Source organism: Paenibacillus sp. MER 99-2 (assembly GCF_023714095.1).
Taxonomy (GTDB): domain Bacteria; phylum Bacillota; class Bacilli; order Paenibacillales; family Paenibacillaceae; genus Paenibacillus.
Window position 1 is genome coordinate 253,682 of the sequence record NZ_JAMAUZ010000003.1, and the last position, 19,628, is coordinate 273,309.

At 45.8% G+C, this 19,628-nt stretch carries 19 protein-coding genes; 14 read left to right on the plus strand and 5 right to left on the minus strand.

All coding sequences use genetic code 11. The features are described 5' to 3' along the window. Positions 1–77: 77 nt before the first annotated feature. The 8 genes from M3636_RS16175 to M3636_RS16210 all read left to right on the plus strand — a co-directional run bounded on the left by M3636_RS16175 (position 78) and on the right by M3636_RS16210 (position 7,974). Complete coding sequence (locus M3636_RS16175; protein ID WP_251383212.1) at positions 78–539, plus strand: cupin domain-containing protein; 462 nt, start codon at positions 78–80, stop codon at positions 537–539. A gap of 95 nt (positions 540–634) precedes the next feature. Beyond that, the gene (locus tag M3636_RS16180) at positions 635–880 is read left to right on the plus strand and encodes a helix-turn-helix domain-containing protein (protein WP_251383213.1); all 246 of its coding nucleotides are present in this window, start codon (positions 635–637) and stop codon (positions 878–880) included. A gap of 333 nt (positions 881–1,213) precedes the next feature. After that, positions 1,214–2,131 (plus strand): ABC transporter permease, encoded by a 918-nt coding sequence (locus M3636_RS16185; protein ID WP_251383214.1) that lies wholly within the window; start codon positions 1,214–1,216, stop codon positions 2,129–2,131. Between the two features lie 27 nt (positions 2,132–2,158). After that, positions 2,159–3,040, plus strand: coding sequence for a carbohydrate ABC transporter permease (locus tag M3636_RS16190; protein ID WP_056703312.1), 882 nt, complete (start codon positions 2,159–2,161; stop codon positions 3,038–3,040). 56 nt (positions 3,041–3,096) lie between these two features. Next, positions 3,097–4,692 (plus strand): extracellular solute-binding protein, encoded by a 1,596-nt coding sequence (locus tag M3636_RS16195; protein ID WP_251383215.1) that lies wholly within the window; start codon positions 3,097–3,099, stop codon positions 4,690–4,692. Between the two features lie 32 nt (positions 4,693–4,724). Continuing rightward, positions 4,725–5,711 (plus strand): LacI family DNA-binding transcriptional regulator, encoded by a 987-nt coding sequence (locus M3636_RS16200; protein ID WP_251383216.1) that lies wholly within the window; start codon positions 4,725–4,727, stop codon positions 5,709–5,711. 80 nt (positions 5,712–5,791) lie between these two features. Next, on the plus strand, positions 5,792–6,904 hold the full coding sequence (locus tag M3636_RS16205) for a glycoside hydrolase family 88/105 protein (protein WP_128104073.1): 1,113 nt from the start codon (positions 5,792–5,794) through the stop codon (positions 6,902–6,904). Further along, positions 6,901–7,974 carry a pectinesterase family protein gene (locus M3636_RS16210; RefSeq protein WP_251383217.1) on the plus strand — a complete coding sequence of 358 codons (1,074 nt, stop codon included), beginning with the start codon at positions 6,901–6,903 and terminating at the stop codon, positions 7,972–7,974. Before M3636_RS16205 ends, M3636_RS16210 begins: the two co-directional genes overlap by 4 nt. Positions 7,975–8,155: 181 nt before the next feature. Here the strand turns inward: M3636_RS16210 and M3636_RS16215 are convergent, their stop codons facing one another. Next, complete coding sequence (locus M3636_RS16215) at positions 8,156–9,004, minus strand: aldo/keto reductase (protein ID WP_251383218.1); 849 nt, start codon at positions 9,002–9,004, stop codon at positions 8,156–8,158. Between the two features lie 202 nt (positions 9,005–9,206). Beyond that, positions 9,207–10,406: an MFS transporter gene (locus M3636_RS16220; RefSeq protein WP_251383219.1), complete on the minus strand. Its 1,200-nt coding sequence runs from the start codon at positions 10,404–10,406 to the stop codon at positions 9,207–9,209. A gap of 152 nt (positions 10,407–10,558) precedes the next feature. Here M3636_RS16220 and M3636_RS16225 point away from each other — a divergent pair, with 152 nt between their 5' ends. The 3 genes from M3636_RS16225 to M3636_RS16235 all read left to right on the plus strand — a co-directional run bounded on the left by M3636_RS16225 (position 10,559) and on the right by M3636_RS16235 (position 12,297). After that, on the plus strand, positions 10,559–10,957 hold the full coding sequence (locus tag M3636_RS16225; RefSeq protein WP_056703330.1) for a winged helix-turn-helix transcriptional regulator: 399 nt from the start codon (positions 10,559–10,561) through the stop codon (positions 10,955–10,957). Continuing rightward, positions 10,954–11,631: a TIGR00266 family protein gene (locus M3636_RS16230; RefSeq protein WP_251383220.1), complete on the plus strand. Its 678-nt coding sequence runs from the start codon at positions 10,954–10,956 to the stop codon at positions 11,629–11,631. The genes M3636_RS16225 and M3636_RS16230 overlap by 4 nt, the downstream gene beginning before the upstream one ends. A gap of 210 nt (positions 11,632–11,841) precedes the next feature. After that, positions 11,842–12,297 (plus strand): MarR family winged helix-turn-helix transcriptional regulator, encoded by a 456-nt coding sequence (locus tag M3636_RS16235; RefSeq protein ID WP_251383221.1) that lies wholly within the window; start codon positions 11,842–11,844, stop codon positions 12,295–12,297. A gap of 213 nt (positions 12,298–12,510) precedes the next feature. Here the strand turns inward: M3636_RS16235 and M3636_RS16240 are convergent, their stop codons facing one another. Further along, positions 12,511–13,488: an aldo/keto reductase gene (locus tag M3636_RS16240; protein ID WP_251383533.1), complete on the minus strand. Its 978-nt coding sequence runs from the start codon at positions 13,486–13,488 to the stop codon at positions 12,511–12,513. Between the two features lie 124 nt (positions 13,489–13,612). Between M3636_RS16240 and M3636_RS16245 the strand changes: the two genes are divergently transcribed. Both M3636_RS16245 and M3636_RS16250 read left to right on the plus strand, forming a co-directional pair. Further along, positions 13,613–14,653, plus strand: coding sequence for an LCP family protein (locus tag M3636_RS16245; RefSeq protein ID WP_128104066.1), 1,041 nt, complete (start codon positions 13,613–13,615; stop codon positions 14,651–14,653). 255 nt (positions 14,654–14,908) lie between these two features. Beyond that, positions 14,909–17,512 carry a DUF2339 domain-containing protein gene (locus tag M3636_RS16250; RefSeq protein ID WP_251383222.1) on the plus strand — a complete coding sequence of 868 codons (2,604 nt, stop codon included), beginning with the start codon at positions 14,909–14,911 and terminating at the stop codon, positions 17,510–17,512. A gap of 86 nt (positions 17,513–17,598) precedes the next feature. Here M3636_RS16250 and M3636_RS16255 read toward each other — a convergent pair whose 3' ends face one another. Then, the gene (locus tag M3636_RS16255; protein ID WP_251383223.1) at positions 17,599–17,916 is read right to left on the minus strand and encodes a hypothetical protein; all 318 of its coding nucleotides are present in this window, start codon (positions 17,914–17,916) and stop codon (positions 17,599–17,601) included. A 110-nt stretch (positions 17,917–18,026) separates the two neighbouring features. Further along, positions 18,027–18,182: a hypothetical protein gene (locus tag M3636_RS16260; protein WP_186323488.1), complete on the minus strand. Its 156-nt coding sequence runs from the start codon at positions 18,180–18,182 to the stop codon at positions 18,027–18,029. 434 nt (positions 18,183–18,616) lie between these two features. On the opposite strand from M3636_RS16260, the gene M3636_RS16265 reads away from it, so the two are divergent. After that, on the plus strand, positions 18,617–19,288 hold the full coding sequence (locus M3636_RS16265) for an FHA domain-containing protein (protein WP_251383224.1): 672 nt from the start codon (positions 18,617–18,619) through the stop codon (positions 19,286–19,288). The last annotated feature ends 340 nt before the right edge of the window (positions 19,289–19,628 follow it).

The following is a 19,628-nucleotide window of genomic DNA, read 5'->3' on the forward strand; positions in this document are numbered from 1 at the left end:
GGGGGCAGATCATGTCTTTGTGAAAAGTGCTTGGAAAGTGAGCACGATTTGCTATAATGTCAGCAGGTGAGGAAACGATGGAATTAAACATGACGCTAAATGGGTTGGAATTATGGAAAGCTACTGGTGGATTCGCGAATGAGCCTCATGTACATGACGACTGGTATCAGCTAACGCTGCCGGTCAGAGGCCAATGTTATCTGGTACAGGAACAGAATGCATACCCTCTGAAAGCAGGCATGGGGATTGTTGCCCATCCTCAAATGGAGCATCATTTTGAAATAGGATCAGATTCGGCTGTCATAGTGATCAAGTTCCGTAAACCGCCTTTAGGAAGTTACGAAGGCGCTGAGTTAAGTGGGGGACGGACTGAGTTTCGGCCTGGCCAGACTTTCGATCCGGCGGAGATCAGTAGCTTGTTTCGAAGCTGGCATTCCATTTTGTTAGATGACATGCCCGACTTGCTGCGAGTACAGGAAACAGAACTAGCGATTGAGACATATCTAAGACGTATGTTGATGGGCAGGAAAATGAAATAGAAACGGTAGATACCGGTACATTCATTGATCCTCATCTCCGCCGAGTGCTTGATTACATTCACAGTGCCTACACAGGCCCAATGGATATTGATTCGATGGCGGTGGTTGCGCATCAGAGCCGGTATCATTTTATGCGTTCTTTCAAGGCTCTTACGGGATCAACACCTTATCAATATTTGCTGAATTTGCGGGTAGAAGAAGCGTCCAGAAGGCTCCGCCTTACGACTGATTCAGTAACCACAATCAGTTATGAGCTGGGATTCTCCAGCGTCAGCCAGTTGTATAGAGCTTTTCAGCGAGTGTATGTTATGACACCGATGGAATATCGGAATCAGGTCTAAATTATCATGGGCAGTCTCGCGTATGCGAGACTGCATTCAAGAAAGTTACAGCTAGACACTGATTTTTGTTGTTGCCAAACAAGTTAGACTTTGCTAAGATGATTAAAAGTTTATGTAAGCGTATACATTTAAGTTAAAATTACAACGTTGTAATTATGGGCGTGGATTATTAACCCAGCTTCACACCATCAGAGTATATAGCACTTTATGCTAATTTAATCATGTTTATTAACTATAATGAATTTGCTGAGTAGGTGTGATTATGGAAAAAAGATTTAATTCTATCCAAAAATTCAAACGTTGTAATTTTATTTCGAGGGGGATTGATTCAAGGTGAAAAAACGGATGTCCACGTTGTTCAGCCTAGTCAAACGGGATAAGTATTTGCTGCTTATGTTCTCTCCAATCTTTCTGTATTACGTGATTTTCATGTACGTCCCCATGCCGGGCATTCTGCTCGCCTTTCGGAATTTCATCCCCGGTCAGGGAATGTTCAGTGGGGAATGGGTTGGTCTAAGATGGTTTGATCAGTTTGTGAATTCCATCTACTTCTGGAGGCTGCTACGCAACACGTTCCTACTCGCCTTCCTACCGCTTCTATTCGGATTCTCCATCCCCATCCTGTTCGCTGTCTGTATCGTTGAGATCAAGAATCGAACCTTCAAGCGATTTGCCCAGACCGTAACGTATCTTCCGCACTTTATCTCCACCGTCGTTGTTGCAGGCATGATTATCAATTTTCTGTCCCCTACAGACGGAATCGTCAACACCCTGATCGCCAAGCTTGGTATGGAAAAAGTGAACTTCATGATGGACGCCGGATGGTTCCGTACCATCTTCACCAGCTCGGATATATGGCAGAGCTTCGGCTTCAGCTCCATTATCTACATTGCCGCAATTATGGGCATAGACCCTGAGATGTACGATTCCGGCAAGATTGATGGAGTCAACAAATTTCAAGAGCTGTGGCATCTAACTCTTCCAAGTATCAAACCAACGATTGTCATTCTGCTGCTCCTGTCGCTAGGTGGAATTATGAGTGTAGGTTTTGAGAAAGTATATCTGCTCTATAACGGAGCTACCTATGAGACGGCCGATGTATTATCCACTTACGTATACCGGATGGGGATTGAAGGCCAGAATTACGGTTTTGCAACAGCTGTAGGTCTGTTTAACTCTATCATCACGTTTGTGCTTGTATTTGCAGCCAATTCAATGACTCGGCGATTGACCAAGATGTCACTCTGGTAAGACCATTCCCTCCAAAGGAGATCTGATATGCAAAAATCGAGAAGTGACCGGTTATTCTATGCATTTATCTATTTGCTGACCATCTTGGCAGTCGCTGTTACGTTATATCCTTTTCTGTACGTTGTCAGCATTTCATTCAGTTCGGTGGAAGCCATCGACAAACAACAAGTGGTCTTGTGGCCAGTAGGTTTTACGCTATCGGGTTATAAAATGGTGCTGCAATATAGCGAGTTATGGGTCTCGTTTTACAATACCCTGTGGTACACCGTCGTAGGTACGCTGCTCAATATTGTAGCGACCTGTTTAGCGGCATTCCCGTTATCCAGACAGCAATTTTTCCTGCGTAGAAAGTTGAACTTTTTCATCGCCTTTACGATGTATTTCTCGGGTGGACTCATTCCCGTCTATATGTTGATTACATCTCTTGGACTGTACAATACACGCTGGGTCATGGTGCTGCCTGTGCTGGTCATTACATTTAACGTGATGATCTGTCGCTCTGCATTTGAAGGCATTCCGAATGAGATTTTCGAGAGCGCAAGCATCGACGGTGCCAACGAAATGACCATGCTATACCGCCTGGCGGTGCCTATTATCAAACCAACATTAGCTGTTCTAACGCTGTATTATGCCGTATTTCACTGGAACAATTTCTTCTCTGCGCTGCTATATCTCGGCAAGCAGGATATGCAGCCCTTACAGATGTTCTTACGCCGAGTATTGATCATGGCCTCACCTGAGGTGATGCAGAAGATGGGAGGTACCATGACTTCAGGTGCGCTGGCAGTCTCAACACTGCAAGTCCGGTACGTATCTATTGTGGTCAGCATTCTACCGATTGTATCGATCTACCCATTTATCCAACGGTACTTCGTCAAGGGGATTACCCTCGGAGCCGTGAAAGGATAGCCTTACAACTTGATCACCGTATGACCCAGGTTGTTCATAACAAGGAGGATTAGCGGATGAGAATTAGAGGAGCAGGAAGAAAAGGTGTCATTGCAGCCATATTGGCGATCAGTTTAGCAGGATGTAGCGGCGGTGCCGGAACAGGAACCGATGCAGGAAATGCCCCAACAAGCTCAGAACCAGCATTCAATTACACCGGAGCAGGACCGGTGACCGATCAGCCTGATGCGAAGCTGTCCATTCTTGGAACGAATGCGTGGACGACCAACGTTGATCTATCTACCGCCGCCATTGTCAAAAAAATTGAGAGTAATGCAGGGGTTGAGGTTGATTGGGATCTGATTCCGCCCCAGAACTATGCGGATGCAGTCAATCCACGGCTGGCAGCAGGCACTGGCTTACCAGATATCGTCTACTTGCCGGATCAGGACCAGCTTATGAAATACATTAATAGTGGATTGTTTATTCCACTGAATGAGCTGGTGGATAAGTACGGGGTGAACCTCAAAAAAATATATGAACAATCCCCCTCTGTCAAAGCCAGTTTAACAACGCCAGATGGTAAAATGTATTATGTGCCACAGCAAACGCTGACCAAAAACTATATGCCTGTATTTATGCTTAATCAGCGCTGGCTGAAGAAGCTCGGCTTGAACGAGCCAACAACGCTGGATGAGTTCACAGCAATGCTGCGCAAATTCAAGACCGATGATCCGAATGGCAATGGGCAGGCGGATGAAATTCCATTGTCCATGGAATCCAAGTTTATTCCGATGGCATTTGGACCAGTATTTGGTTTGGATCTGTCGAACCAATTCTACGCTGACGATCAAGGCAAGGTCCATTTCAGCTATTATGAGCCTGCCTATAAGGAATATTTGACCTATCTGAACGGGCTTTATAAGGAAGGTCTGCTCGGTGTAGATTATGCCAGCACAACGAGTGATCAGGTAACTTCTCGGATCTCGCAGGATTTAACAGGTGCAACGTTTAATTTTAGTTGGTATATGTCGATGGTCTACAGTCCGCTGTACAAGGATTACGACCCGGCTGAGCCCATTTTCAAAGGTATCCTGCCGTTAAAAGGGCCGCATGGTGACCAGTTCTATATTGGACGTACACCGGTGAGTGGCATTTTCGGGATTACACGGGACAGTAAAAATCCAGAGCTAGCTTTCCGTTTCCTGGATTATGCGGTAAGTGAGGAAGCACAGACGTACTACACATGGGGCATCAAGGATGACACATACACCGAAGAAAATGGCGTAAAGACCTTCACGGATAAAGGTAAAGACAACGAATACATTCAGAAGCTCGGTATTGGGCCGGTCAATCTGCCGAATATCCAATCTACCGATTCTGCGGATTCCGTCGTAGCAGAGTGGCATGCCAAGCTTGATAAGGAAATGGAACCGTATATCCGTGAGCCCTTCCCGTTTGTGTATGCTCTGCCAGATGAAGCTAGCGTAGAGAGCATGTCCATGCCGGATATTACGACATATGTGGAAGAAATGAACTTCAAGTTTATTAGTGGAGATACAAGTCTAGATCAGTTCGATAGTTATATTGAAACATTAAAGAAAATGAACATTGAGCAAGTTATTGCCGGCAGACAGGCGCAATATGACCGGTATAAGGCTGCACAGCAATAAGTTTCCCAAGGTATGAGAGGTGTTGATTGATTTTGATAACCATTAAGGACATTGCCAAACTGGCAGGGGTGAGCTATAGCACGGTATCCAAGGCGCTCAACGGTGATCCTCGAATCAAACCTGCGACGAGACAGAAAGTGCTCGCGGTGGCAGAGAAGCACCAGTATCGAAAAAACATTATGGCTCAGCAGCTCTCCACTGGCAGAAGCAACATCATTGGCTTTGTTCTTGATGAACTGAGCAATCCATTGTTCTCCAACATATCAGGCAATTTGCATGCGGAACTCAAGAAACGGGGCTACCAGATGATCCTCGTTGTAGCGGATGATGGAGTGGATATATTCAGTCAGTTACGTGTGGACGGCTGTATCCTCTGGGATTACGCGCTCGAAGATCGGGAAGCCTTCTGGAAAAAGTTCGCTACCTTGAACATGCCTTGTTTTGTACTCGGTACGGATGAAGCCCCGAATTCACCTTACATCAAGATTGATCGCAAAGAAGGAATCTACAAGGCTGTACAGCACCTTCAATCCCTGGGACATAGTCGAATCGGATTCATCGGAAACTCCCAGAATATCAAGCTGGAGGGATACCGGGAAGCGTTGCAGCGTACAGGTCTTGAATTTGAACCTCACTATGTGTTGCCTGCGCACTCATCGTGGGAGGACGGATATTTTGCCATTCGAAATTATTCATTTGGGTCGGAATCACCAACAGCGTTTATCGGGCTGAACAACCTGGTGACCCGGGGGGCGCTGCGTGCGCTTCTCGAAGCCGGTTATAACGTGCCTAAGGATATATCATTAATTGGTTATGATGATCTGCCGGATATGCAGTACGCCGAAGTCGCGCTCACCACGATTGGTCCACCGCTGGAGGAACTGGCGGCACAGGCAGCAGAGTTAATCGTATCGTTGATTCGCGGCGAGCAGAGGGAGTATCCGGTGGTGATTCAACCGCAGCTGAATCACCGCAGTTCAACGGCAGTTTCTCGGAAGCGATTACCTGAACATCAATAACGAATAACAGGTATTTTGGTCGTTTGAGGATCGAGTTTGCAATATACATTACCGTATCACATCCTAGGAGGTTGGTTTTTATGCCAATACAGACGCAGTTATCCTGGTCTGAACGAATAGCAGAGACGATTGTAGAGCAATGTGACAATGACGGTTATCATGCATTTCCTTCTGAACGCTGGGCTTATGTTCAAGGCATGACTCTTATGGCGATGGCGCAAACGGGTGAACAGTATGGCAGAGGCGAATATATCGATTTTATGAAGCGGCATATGGATCTATATATTCATAAGGATGGTTCGATCGCGACGTATTCGCTTGAAGAATACAACCTGGATCAGATTAATCAGGGTAAGAATCTATTTCGGCTGATGGAAGATGCCGAAGATCAGCGTTATGAGGAAGCGGCGCATCTACTCGCGGCACAACTGGCGGGGCAGCCAAGAACATCGGAAGGTGGCTTTTGGCACAAAAAAATCTATCCATTCCAGATGTGGCTGGATGGACTGTACATGTCCTCCCCTTTTCTCGCACAATACGCGAAAAAATTCAATCGCCCGGAATTATGGGATGAGGTCGCTCATCAGATTTTGCTGGTTGAACGTAAGACACGTGATCCGCGAACAGGTCTGCTCTATCATGGATGGGATGAATCGAAGGAGCAGGTGTGGGCAGACTCTACGACAGGATGTTCCGCACACTTCTGGAGTCGAGCTATGGGTTGGTATGCGATGGCCATCGTGGACAGTATAGAACATTTCCCAATCCATCACCCGAAGCGGGGAACGATTATTGGTATCTTCGAGCGGATGTGTAACGCATTGGTACGCGTGCAGGAGCAGGATAGTGGTCTTTGGTTCCAGGTGCTGGATCAAGGGTTCCGCAAAGGCAACTATCTGGAAGCTTCAGGTTCCAGTATGTTTGTGTATGCACTCGCTAAAGGTGTGCGCTTGCGTTATTTGGAGCCACAGTTCAAGCAAGCGGCTGAGAAAGGATGGCAAGGTCTAACATCTCGGTTGGTAGAAGAGACGGCAGATGGGGTGAAGCTGAACAGCATATGTCATGGGGCAGGACTCAGTCTTGATCGAGACGGATCGTACAGCTATTACGTAAGTGAGCAGATAGTTAGTGACTCCTTCATGGGTACAGCACCACTGCTACTGGCCGCGCTGGAAATGGAGCGATTGTCATGACAAAACCCATGCTGCCACCCACAGATTCGAACCAGGACACCTTGTGTTATACCGTGGCAACTGACGGAAGTGGTGATTACAAGACCATTCAGGCTGCGATTGATGCAATTCCTGATCATTCTAAAGGCAGGCTAGAGATTCGCATTAAGCCAGGTGTGTATGTTGAGAAGCTGCATATTGAGAAGCCTATGGTTCACCTCATCGGTGAGGGAGCCGAGCAGACGATCATCACGTATGATGACTATGCCCTCAAGACGTTCCCGAATGGCGAGCTTTATCATACATTTCACTCCTATACTGTGCTTGTTGGGTCTGATGACTTTACCGCAGAAGGACTCTCGTTCGTAAACTCAGCGGGACCAGGTAAGGTTGTTGGTCAGGCTCTAGCCATCTATGTTGATGGAGACCGGGCAGCCTTCCGGAACTGCCGATTCATTGGGCACCAGGATACAATCTTCACCGGGCCGCTCCCGGAGCAACCGTTAGATCGAAGCTTTTTTGGCGGCCCTCGCGATGGGGCTGAGCGGCGTAAGCTACGACAATACTATGAAGGTTGCTACATTGAGGGCGATGTTGATTTTATTTTTGGCTCGGCGACGGCGGTATTCAAAGATTGTGAGATCTTCTCTAAAGTTCGTGTGTCTGGTACGGATCAGGCAAAGGCAGAAGTGCAAGGCTATGTTACTGCAGCTTCCACGCCTGAAGATGTGAAGTATGGTTATGTGTTTATTGACTGTGATCTGACCAGCAATGCACCTCCTGAATCGGTGTATCTTGGACGGCCTTGGCGCAATTACGCAAAAGTGTGCTTCCTCAAGTGCTGGATTGGAGCCCATGTGAAGCAGGAAGGCTGGCATAACTGGAATAAAACAGATGCAGAGAGCACGGTGGTATTCGCAGAATATAACAGTTCAGGGCCAGGAAAAGCACAAGCAGGAGGTCGTGTGCCTTGGGCTAACCTTCTAACGGAGCAGGAAGCGGCCGAATATACGGTACCTCTTATTTTGTCGGGTGAGGATGATTGGCAACCTTTCCGTGCCTCCACCCCGATTCAGAAGCCAAGCGGTTAGCATACTTATTGGCATGTGTCCGTGAATCATATTATAGCTGTAGAGAGCGTTGCTCTCGTATTAACTATATTCCCTACATTGAAGTTTCTGAGATTGTACGAAAAGCCTCCATACCTTACGCCATGGCGTAGGTATGGAGGCTTTATGGATATGATTAGCTGGAGATATCTAATTTAACGCATTAGAAATTAAAGTTATCCGGATCAGGGCCAACGCGTTGATCTTCATTCAGCGCATTGATTCGTTCTATCTCTTCAGAAGATAGCTCGAAATCATAGATCGAAGCATTCTCTTCAATGCGATGTTCCTTAGTGGATTTCGGAATCGTAACGACACCGTTTTGTAGATCCCAACGCAAAATGATCTGTGCAACCGACTTACCTTTTACTGATGCAATCTCTGTCAGCACCGGGTTGTCCAACAGCTGACCCTGCATGAGCGGCGACCATGCTTCAAGTTGAATGTTGTGTTCTTCACAGAAAGCTTTCAGTTTCATCTGCGTCAGACGAGGGTGGTATTCCACCTGATTCACCATAGGGGTGATCGTAGCGTCCTGCATGAGATCCTGTAAATGATGAATCTGGAAGTTACTTACTCCGATTGCTCTAATCCGTCCAGCTTGGTAAAGCTCCTCGATGGCTTTCCATGCAGCTTTATATTTACCCGCTTTTGGCCAGTGAATCAGATATAGATCCAAGACGTCGAGTCCCAGCTTATTCATCGTTGTATCAAAAGCGGCAAGTGTTTCTTCGTATCCAAGGTCGGCATTCCATACTTTGGAGGTGATGAAGAGGTCTTCGCGCTTAAGGTTGTTCTCTTGTAATGCTTCAGCAATCGCTTGCCCTACGCCAGCTTCATTGCCATATACCGCAGCAGTATCAATACTGCGATAACCATGTTTAATGGCATGTTTAACCGCTGCGATTAACTCTGCTCCTTCTTCTACTTTAAATACACCGAGTCCAAACCAAGGCATGTGAACGCCGTTATGCAATGTTGTTGTCGATTGTAGGTTATGTGCTGTTGTCATTAAAATTTCCTCCTTGATGTGTATACAATTCGTTACTTCATGCAGAATTGCTATTATTTCATGATACAAAATCAAATCATAGTAGATCAAATTGGAATCAACGTATATTATATAACTATACACTTTTTTGAAACCGGTTCCCTACTCAAGATAAGTTCCTAGATTAGAGGGTATCTTGATTCGTAGACTTTAGTGCGAGACGTTACTCATGAGCCGGTACATTCATTTCTTTACGGTTCAGTACTCTCGCCCAAGCGGTTAGGATGACCGCAACGAGCACCATAAGTGCACCTACCCATGTTGTATGGATTAAGCCTATGGAGTCGGTGATTACACCACCGAGATAGGCGCCAATGGCAATGCCTGCGTTAAAGGCGGCGATGTTAAATGCTGAGGCTACGTCTTTCGCCTGCGGTGCATACCGCTCTGCGAGTGTCACTACATGCATCTGTAATCCGGGGACATTCATGAAAGCAAGCAGCCCCATCCCTAGAATGGTAACCAATGCTGCTGTTTGGAAGGGAAATGTGAAATATAGTATACCCAGAATGACGGTTTGGATCATAAACATGTAGAAAAGTGCCCGCAGTGGACTACGGTTGGCTGCTTTTCCACCAAGGATATTACCGATCGCAATAGCGATGCCGTACACAAGCAGAATGAGTGCCACCGTTTGCTCAGCGTACCCGCTAATATCATGCAATAGTGGAGACAGATAGGTGAAAACAACAAACGTTCCTCCATACCCGACGGCTGTAATGGCAAAAGCAAGCAGCAATCGTCCATTGGTCACAAGTTTCAGTTGGTTCCGGAAGGCCGTGCGTGTGCCGCGCTCCAGTGTGGAGGGCACGAGCAGCAGATTGCCGACCAAAGCGATGAGTCCGATGACCACAATCAGAATAAAAGCTGCACGCCAACCCAAGTGCTGACCAATGAGGGTACCCAGAGGTACACCGGTTACGGTCGCAATGGTCAGACCGGAGAACATGATGGCGATCGCGCTAGCTCTACGATTGGCAGGTACAAGATCTGCTGCAATGGTTGAACCGATCGACATGAACACACCATGGGACAGAGCCGTGATGATCCGAGCAATAAGCAACAGCGTAACCCCGCTAGATAATGCCGCAAGCGTGTTGCCAGCAATAAAAACAAGCATGATTGCAAGTAACAACGTTTTGCGTGAGATAGTAGACGTTAGAGAGGTCAGGATGGGTGCCCCAAACGTCACGCCAAGTGCATATAAGGTAACGGTTAATCCCGCTGTGGTTACAGATATGCCTAGATCGTCTGCAATAAGCGGCAACAGACCTACGCTGATAAACTCCGTGGTGCCGATGGCAAATGCACTAATTGCGAGTGCCAGCAGCGCGAAAGTACTTCGTTTGGAACTTTGTAACATATATAGCTCAACTCCCTGGAATGTGGATTTACGTACTGGCAAATGCTATTATGAGATATTCCATACAAAATGAGTAGTACGTACTTTTTAGTACCATACGTACTTTTTGGTGCCTATACCGTTAATGAAATTCACCAGGGAGGAGATATACCATGGAGAGGAAGAAGTACAACATTTCTGTTGAGGCAACCCTTGAGGTTATCGGCGGGAAATGGAAATGTGTGATTTTATGCCATCTGACCCACGGGAAGAAACGCACCAGTGATCTGAAGCGCATTATGCCCGCCATTACACAGAAGATGCTGACACAGCAATTGAGAGAGCTTGAGGATGATGGCATTGTGAATCGAATCGTGTATAACCAGGTTCCACCGAAGGTGGAGTATGAATTAAGCGATTATGGTCGGAGTTTGGAACCGATACTCAATGCATTATGCAATTGGGGCGATCAGCATATCGTAAGAGAATATGGCGATAAGGCTTTGATGTTAGAGGACAATGGATTGAATGATTTTGGTTCTGAAGACCACAAGGAGCTGATGAAGCAATGAATTATGAGATTCTGCATCAAGGTGCGTTTGCTATGCTAAAAGTTAATCTGGAGCGCGGAGAACGGTTCAAGGCTGAGAGTGGAGCGATGGTATCTATGACCCCTACGGTTGAACTGAGAGGCTCTGCGGAAGGCGGCATGTTCGCAGGGTTTGGACGCATGATTAGTGGGGAGAAGTTCTTCTTTCAAGAGCTTACGGCAACTGGAGGATCGGGAGAGGTTCTATTATCGCCTGCAAGCATGGGAGATGTGCAAGTGGTTGAGTTAGACGGATCATACTCTCTTTATGTTCAGAAGGATGGATTTCTCGCGGGTACTGAAGGTATTCAGGTGAATAGCAAAATGCAGAATCTCAAAAAAGGTCTCTTTTCGGGAGAAGGATTCTTCATTATTGAGATCAGTGGTCGGGGAACGGTATTTCTGTCCTCGTATGGTGCAATCCATGCCATTCATCTGGCTGCGGGCGAAGAGGTGATCGTTGATAATGCGCATCTCGTTGCATGGCCTCAGTATATGAATTATCGCATTGAGAAGGCATCACAGGGCTGGCTGTCCAGCGTAACTAGTGGAGAAGGATTGGTATGCCGGTTCAGGGGAGAAGGAACGGTCTTGATCCAGAGTCGTAATCCACAAGGGTTCGGACAATGGGTGAAGCAATTTATCCCTTCACGCTAAACAGCCATGAAATAAGCTGCAAAGTTGCAACGGATAGGATGGCAAAAACGTTATAACAATAATTAATCTGTAATGCCTAGATATAGTGGTTGTCCCAAAGCGTGATAAAGCCGCCATGAGCCGGTTCTTGTGACGACCATTATTCTGTACTATTCTCTAGTATATGAAATTTAAGTAGAATTCTAAGGCATCGATGATGGAGGAATTGAGATGAGTTCACAGTTTAAAAATGCAAATGAAAGTCCAGGACACCTGCTATGGCAGGTTACAACCATGTGGAGTAAGGAAATGAGACGGGTTCTAGAGCCGCTTGGGTTAACACACCCACAATTTGTACTTCTACATGGATGCTTATGGTTGAATGAACGCGATGAAGAGGGTAATGGTATTACTCAGGTTCAAATTTCCCAATTTACTAATGTTGATGTTAATGTCACATCCCAAGTTCTTCGTGCGCTTGAAAAGAGAGGGCTGATTCAACGTACTCGTCATAAGATGGATACACGAGCAAATATTATTTCTACAACTCCAGAGGGCACGGCTCTTGCGAATCGGGGGATTCAGGTTGTAGAGGCTGCGGACAAGGCGTTTTTTGATCTGGTAAGTGATCGTAAGGAAGAGTATATGGATATTTTACGTGAGTTTATTAATCATAAATCCGAATAACGGACTTATTGGATTTTGTATACATTATTAAACTACACATTGTAGTGAGAGAAGAAGATTATCCTACATAAAATCATACTCAACCATTGAAAACCTCCCTGACGTTGCAGCCGGGAGGTTATTTATTTTGGGCTTTAATTATTTTGCTAAGCTAGCTCATAGCTTAAGAGAAATTATGATGAACAATGAATGGTTGCAAGTTTAGATTTATGGTTATTCAGTTAGCCGGTAGGTTGCAAAAGGCTCCCTATGACGGAACGAATCACTAAGCTGATCCAGTTCAGCCATCATGTCGGATGTCAGCTTGAGATCAAGGCTCTGGAGATTGTGCTCCAGTTGTTCTGTACGTGTGGCTCCAACAATAACCGTTGAAACGGCCGGACGTGCCAGTAGCCAAGCGAGGGATAATACACTCGGGGAACAACCATGTTCTGCCGCTTTCTCGCTAACCTGTTGTCCTAAATGAATATTGTGCTCCAGCAGAAAACGATTGAAAGATGGATCGGTATCTGCCCTAGAGCCAGATGGTACAGCTTGTTCTCCATTGTACTTGCCAGTCAGGATACCGCCAGCCAGCGGGAAATACGGGATAATGCCGACGCCTTGATCCAGGCAAAGCGGTACCAATTCAAGCTCAGGTGTACGGTCAGCGAGGGAATAGCTTGTTTGCGTTGAAATATAACGGACGTAGCCCTTCAACTCGCTTGTGCCGAGAGCTTTCATCAGCTCCCATGCGGCATAGTTGGATGCCCCGATGTAACGGACTTTGCCGGAGGATACCATGTCATCCAGCGTGCGCAACGTTTCATCGAGCGGTGTATGCGGATCGAAGGTATGGATCTGGTACAGATCAATATAGTCCGTCCGCAGACGACGGAGACTCTGCTCCAGCTCTTGTTGCAAATGATAGCGGGAGGAACCCCGCCCATGAGGACCATCGTGCCGGGGGAGTCCGGCCTTGGTAGCAAGCACAGCGTTTTCCCGTTTGCCTGCAAGGGCTTGTCCAATAATTCGTTCGGATTCGGTGCCAGCATAGATGTTAGCGGTATCGATGAAGTTAATCCCTTGATCCAGTGCGGCATGAATAATACGGGTAGACGTCGGTTCGTCAGCACGTTTGCCGAATGCATTGGTGCCTAGACCAAGTGCAGATACGCGTAGGCCGCTGTTGCCTAAATGTCGAAATTCCATCATGTATCGCTCCTTTCTGTGCCATATCTTATCATGGCGATTATAACCTAATCTATTGAAATGGTGTTATTAATATAGTTAAATGATTGTTAGAAACCGCTCTTATAGAGTTAAAGGAGAAATCATGGAAAACAGTGCAGCTCATCTAACCAGACGGAAGCCAAAGAAACCGAAGAAGAGATGGAAGAAGCCCCTGATCATTACCCTGAGTGTTCTTGTCTTGTTAGGCGGACTGGGATTTATTTATCAAAAACAACTGGTCTTACTGGCATTTAACATGTTCGCCTCAAATACCGTGAAGGAAGCACTGGATGATTCCTACAAACCAGCGGGTAATGAAGATGCACCCGTTGTGGAACATACCGATCCATTCTCGCTGCTACTGCTCGGAATTGATCAACGTGACAACGAACCAAGTCGTTCGGATACCATCATCTACTCCGTTGTTCGTCCAGAAGATAATAAAGTACTGTTACTGTCCATTCCGCGTGACTCCTATACGGAAATCGTAGGTCGGGATGTAAAATCGAAGATTAATTCAGCGTATGCCCACGGTGAGGCCAAGATGGCTATGGATACTGTGGAGAAGCTGCTGGAGAATAAAGTAGACTTCTATGCGGCCATTAACTTTAATGGTCTGAAAGATATTGTTGATGCGGTAGGCGGTGTTGAGCTGCCAATCAAGAAAAATATTGAGAACAAGCTAAAGACGCATGAAAAACTGTTCGTCGAAGCGAACAAACCGATCTATAACGGAGAGGAAGCGCTGGGATATGTGCGTTATCGTGAAGATTCCGATTTTAACCGGACGATGCGTCATCGGATTTTTCTTAATGCATTCATGAATCGTGCGCTTGAGGTCAAGAACCTAACTAAAATCCCGGATGTCATCAAGATTGCTGGCTCCAACTTTACAACAAATATGAACTCTGATTTTATTGTGAAGTTTGCCGAGTCATTGTACATGAAAGATAGCATTCCTACGATCAGCAATTATATGTTACAGGGTACGGGTGCGATGCGTGGCGGTGTCTGGTATTACGATCTATCGGAAGAAGATCTGCAACATGTACGGACAATGATTGCCAGCTGGCTTGATCCAGATGCGACCGAAATTATAGAACCAAGCACAGATGATACAACAGAATCGACAGATGCGGCATAAAAGAGGTTGTTCAAAAAGCTTACTTTTGATTACGAAGGACGCCTGACGGCATCTCAGCATCGAATATAATGGATTCGAGTATAAATTGTGTGAAATGTAAGCCTAAAGAAGCTCATTGCTTCTTGGGCTTTTTTTTGTTTTGTCACAAAGGATGGGTAAGGATTAGCGGAGTTATTGCAACATTTACATCTTTTTCAGATCGCAATAGAGTAAAATATAGGGAAACAAATCAACATCGACCAATGGAGGAAAGGTATGAAAGAGTTCAAGGATCGACTTCATCAGGTGCAAGAGCAACAGAAGCAGTTGGTTAAGGAGTATAACGAACTGCTTCAGGATTACCAATCCGATGATCTGATTGTACAGAACGAACAATTGCGCGAGCAGTCTGAGGCGTATAAGCTCAAGCTGAAACAGTTGGAGATTCGGGCGCGTCAGATGGAAGAAGAGAATGGCCGCCTTCGGATGGCGCTGTCTGAACAGATGCTGGATGAGAAGTTGAATCTGATCCGTGTATCGAAGGAGAAAATGGAGACGTATTTCCGGGGGAAGACAGCTGTACATCATGATCGGCTGGAGGCTCATGAGCATCGTACCAAAGCGAATCTTAATGCCATCTATAACCGGGCTGCCGAGGGGCTGCAAGAAGATGAGCATGAGATCAAGGAACGTATTGCATATCTGGCTGCGGAAGTAAGAGAGCGGATAGAGCGGCAACGGCAAACGCTGTGGGAGCGGGAAGAAGCGATACGTCAGCAGATGCATCAAGGATATGATCATATGGCTGCGGAAGAGCTGAGTGAGGAGACGATTAAGCAACGTATCCGCCAAAACCGAATGGAGATGAGGATTGGATTAAGCTGGATCAACAAGGTCGCCATTTTACTCCTTATTCTGGGTGTTGGTGCAGCATTCCGCTACTCCTATTCCACGTGGTTCAGTGATCAGATGAAAGGTGCAGCCTTTTTCCTATTAGGTGTACTCATGCTCGCTGGGGGAGAGTGGTTGTTCCGACGTAAGCGGCAGACATTTGCCATGGGACTGTTAGGTGGAGGGATATCCATCTTGTTTGGGTCCATTTTCTACAGTTACTTCTTGCTGCATATCATTGGACTGTATACGGCTCTAGGGTTATCTGTTCTTGTATCAGCGGTATCTGTTGTGCTGTCGCTGAGGTATCAATCCAAAACAATCTGTACGCTAGGACTCGTCGGAGGTTATTTACCGTTATTTTCATACATGGGGTATTTCGGGCTGGAAGGACGCGCCGTTTATGCGGCGATGATCTATTTGCTGCTCTTAAATGGCATTATCGTGCTGATCTCGTTCGGTAAACGTTGGCCCATTGTGCACTATATCAGCTTCTTGTTCAACACACCGTCGATGCTCATTCTGCTGTGGTTATCGCCGAGCAATATCGTAGGCATGTTGTATTCGGTTGTGACGTTTGCGTTGTATCTGGGCATCACGCTGGCTTATCCATTCAAACATCGAGTGAAACTAACCTGGTGGGACTTCGCCTTGCTCGCCATGAATACAAGTATCAGCTGTCTCATGCTCTATGTACTGTTCAGGGCAGAGGGCTGGGAGGATGCACAAGGGCTGCTGGCTCTAGTGTTCTGTCTGGTTTACTTCGGGCTGGCGCGATTCGTCCGTCGCCATATGGTGCAGGAAAGACAGACGATTCTGTTGTTCTACATCACTTCGTTAACCTTTGCGGTTCTAATTATACCGTTCCAGTTTGGAGCAGAATGGTTGTCCTTGGGTTGGTTAATCGAAGGAATTCTCCTCATCACCCTTGGTCATCTGAAGCGATTCAAAGCGGTGGAACGTGCCGGATGGGGCGTGGTGCTGCTCTGCATCGTTACCTTTATCTATATTGATGTGCTCGTGATGTTCATCATGGGAATGCAGTCTCACTTTATGCTGAAATATTCCTGTATCACACTTGGTTCGCTGGCGATTACGCTGTATTATTCATTTGTTCAACGGGGCTCGTTGTCATCCTCAGGAATGCTGCGTTATCACACAGTAGAGCGTGGCTTCCTGCAAGGATTCCAATACGTTACGCTGGTGAACCTATGGTTCTATGTTCTGTATGAATCGAATGAACTGTATAGCAGAGCTGTGGATGATAGCTTCCCGTTATACCTGTTCTACAAATTCATTCTGTTTGCCTCGCTGACGATTGCGTTAGCCTATGGACTGAGCAAAGTGAAGCCGTTACAAGGTCGATTTGTACGCTATTACACGAACATTCTACATGCTGTGGGTTACTGCATAGCGCTAGCGGTAACGTTGAATCTGCCAGCCTTGCAACCTGATGTACAGCAACATACGGCTGCCGAGATTGTGGGACTTATTGTACTGATCATCTTCAATGTGGGGGTATTCTTCGCAGGAAGAGATCTGTTAATTACAGCTATCCGTGGGCAGTTCAAAAGTATTGAATGGTATCCTGTCATTGCAGGAGTCTACCTGTTAGGTGTAATCACCGTTTTCATGACGGTGCAGTTCCAATGGGGAGATGTGGGGCTGCTCTTCAGCCTAATCTACCTGATTCTTGCCATCCTCTACATTGCCTACGGTTTCCGTAGAAAATATGTGATGATTCGCCGTCTGGGTCTAGGTCTAACCCTGCTGGCTACAGGCAAGATGGTGTTCTATGATGTTAGTTTGCTGACCGCGGGCAGTAAGATTATCGCTTATTTCAGCTTTGGTATCTTACTCTTGGGCATCTCTTATCTGTATCAAAAGGTTTCGAGCAAGATGGAGGAAGTTCAGCCTAGGGAAAGTGCAGTGAAGGCTGAGGATGATGGTAATGGTAATGGTTCAACTGATCCGGAAGAAAATAAATAAGGCTTCACAGCGTGCAACAAAATAAATGAATATATCTCACTTACTTCCACTGAAACTGTGCTTTGGTGGAAGTAAGTTTTTTTATTTTAACTATTGTATTCAGGGAAGGCTAACGCCTGTTTTTTTATAGAATCGTAGCTTACGAATATAGGAAAATATTTGGGGATGACTGTAAAGGAGTGTTGTTCTCTATGTTGATCCGTATAGAACACATCGTAGTTCCCGAATTGCGGACTGTATTCTATGTTTTGATACGTAAAGGTTGATCCATAGTTGACCAATACATATATTTTGGATGCATAAATAGCGGTTTGCTGCTGAATTGGAGGGATCTGTTCAAGAAGAATAATAACAAGCGCAACTATGAAAAATATCTTTATTTGTTTCAAGCGGTTACCTTTCATTTCAGAATCACCTCTCTGTTATCCTTCCACTGAGTTCTCCCCTGCCTAAGATGATGACATTCGTGAAACGTTTTGTACAGGAGCCTCGTTTATAATAAGGTACTACCGCTTTAAGGCTGACTGTTCATTCGAAGCCATGAGATTTCGGAGGCGGATGTATCTTTTGGTGACGAACCACCATCCTCAGTTACGCGAGACAATACAGTTAAGGTGATAGATAGAGCGAAGGCAAGTAGCACGTATATTAAAATGGTTTTTTTCTTCATGGGAAATACCTCTCTTGTTGGATAAGCTAAAGCATCTGTCCGGCCGTTATGAGAAAAAAAGCACAACGTCTGGTATAGTAGAGAAAAGCATAGAACGACGCCATGTATACACTATATAAATTGTCATGAATGCAAACAATGGAACAAATCTGATGAAGTTATCATTATTACTGATGAACGTAGAGATAGAGACTAGGCTGTTTAAATTGAGGTTAAGAGTGTACAGGAACGGAGAAGACAGAAATAACGTGAAGAAGCGGAATGGTCGCGTTTATCTCCGGATTTTCCCTTTGAAAAAGGGATTCAAAAAAATCTGGGGATAACAGCGATCGGAGGGTTATTCTGTCATCGGAGTGGCAAGTGTACATTTTTTTAGTTTAATTTAATTAAGCCTAGAGAGTAGAGAGAGTGAATTTTGAAGGTGGGGGAATAACATGCGGGAGACGGCAAAAATCGTCATTCGTACACCTGGACAGGAAAGTGACGGTTCATTTGCTTATGTACGGCAAGGGCACTCCATAACGGTTGGGCGTTACACAGGAGGCAGTGAGCTGGATCTGTCCGTGTACAATCAGATGATTTCCAAACGGCACTGCCGTATTCATTATGATGCACAGTTTCAGCTGTGGGTCGAGGATCTGGATAGTAAAAATGGAACGGAGTTGAATGGACAACGCCTTGTTCCATATGAGAGGTATCCTTTTGCAGAAGGGGATAGTCTGACGCTGGTGAATGGATTGATCCAGCTTCGGATGGAGAACGATTTGGAGGAGACGAGGGAGTATCGCCTTTCTGACTTACTCGGTGAAGGAATTAGAGTGCATGATCATATGCAAACCGTACAGATCGGTGAGGTGGAGATCCCGTTATCCAAGAAGGAATTCCAGCTGTTCAAATTACTTTATAGTCAGCTAGACCATTTTGTGACGCGTGAGCAGATTGTCAGTCAGGTATGGCCTGAACGTAGCATATTGGAAAGTGAACCGGTGGGGATCGATGAGATTAACTCCTTGATCTACCGGACGAACCGCAAGCTCGGCATTCATTTTACGATCAAATCGGTGTATAAGAAGGGCGTGTACATGAAATCTCATGTACCTGATTAAAGTAAATGGCTTCCTCCGTAATCCTGATGGGTCGGAGGAAGCTTTTTAGTTATGATAGGGTGACCTTATTGTGCAGTTCGAGCACTCAGAGCAAGTGAGTATAATTGAAAAATGCAATCAATGAGGCCAGATAAGCGCTAATGCTTGTCTGTTTTTTTTGTAGCTACGAAGGATGCATGCTGCTCTTTTGAAATGACTTATTCTATACCGCCTATCGTGTGCTCTTCTTATTCAGGAGCGCAACTTAGCGTTGATATGGGATTCAAGCCTAACTCAATTTATTTGACTAAGTCAATTAAATTGAGTACAGTGTATATAGTTGACTTAGTCAAATAATATA

What these genes read in the sequence shown, in the direction of transcription:
- M3636_RS16195 (WP_251383215.1), top strand. Translation starts at nt 3,097, where the DNA reads ATGAGAATTAGAGGAGCAGGAAGAAAAGGTGTCATTGCAGCCATATTG.
- M3636_RS16220 (WP_251383219.1), bottom strand. Translation starts at nt 10,406, where the DNA reads ATGTTACAAAGTTCCAAACGAAGTACTTTCGCGCTGCTGGCACTCGCA.
- M3636_RS16245 (WP_128104066.1), top strand. Translation starts at nt 13,613, where the DNA reads ATGGAAAACAGTGCAGCTCATCTAACCAGACGGAAGCCAAAGAAACCG.
- M3636_RS16250 (WP_251383222.1), top strand. Translation starts at nt 14,909, where the DNA reads ATGAAAGAGTTCAAGGATCGACTTCATCAGGTGCAAGAGCAACAGAAG.
- M3636_RS16190 (WP_056703312.1), top strand. Translation starts at nt 2,159, where the DNA reads ATGCAAAAATCGAGAAGTGACCGGTTATTCTATGCATTTATCTATTTG.
- M3636_RS16175 (WP_251383212.1), top strand. Translation starts at nt 78, where the DNA reads ATGGAATTAAACATGACGCTAAATGGGTTGGAATTATGGAAAGCTACT.
- M3636_RS16255 (WP_251383223.1), bottom strand. Translation starts at nt 17,916, where the DNA reads ATGAAAGGTAACCGCTTGAAACAAATAAAGATATTTTTCATAGTTGCG.
- M3636_RS16225 (WP_056703330.1), top strand. Translation starts at nt 10,559, where the DNA reads ATGGAGAGGAAGAAGTACAACATTTCTGTTGAGGCAACCCTTGAGGTT.
- M3636_RS16260 (WP_186323488.1), bottom strand. Translation starts at nt 18,182, where the DNA reads ATGAAGAAAAAAACCATTTTAATATACGTGCTACTTGCCTTCGCTCTA.
- M3636_RS16180 (WP_251383213.1), top strand. Translation starts at nt 635, where the DNA reads ATGGCGGTGGTTGCGCATCAGAGCCGGTATCATTTTATGCGTTCTTTC.
- M3636_RS16210 (WP_251383217.1), top strand. Translation starts at nt 6,901, where the DNA reads ATGACAAAACCCATGCTGCCACCCACAGATTCGAACCAGGACACCTTG.
- M3636_RS16230 (WP_251383220.1), top strand. Translation starts at nt 10,954, where the DNA reads ATGAATTATGAGATTCTGCATCAAGGTGCGTTTGCTATGCTAAAAGTT.
- M3636_RS16205 (WP_128104073.1), top strand. Translation starts at nt 5,792, where the DNA reads ATGCCAATACAGACGCAGTTATCCTGGTCTGAACGAATAGCAGAGACG.
- M3636_RS16215 (WP_251383218.1), bottom strand. Translation starts at nt 9,004, where the DNA reads ATGACAACAGCACATAACCTACAATCGACAACAACATTGCATAACGGC.
- M3636_RS16235 (WP_251383221.1), top strand. Translation starts at nt 11,842, where the DNA reads ATGAGTTCACAGTTTAAAAATGCAAATGAAAGTCCAGGACACCTGCTA.
- M3636_RS16265 (WP_251383224.1), top strand. Translation starts at nt 18,617, where the DNA reads ATGCGGGAGACGGCAAAAATCGTCATTCGTACACCTGGACAGGAAAGT.
- M3636_RS16240 (WP_251383533.1), bottom strand. Translation starts at nt 13,488, where the DNA reads ATGGAATTTCGACATTTAGGCAACAGCGGCCTACGCGTATCTGCACTT.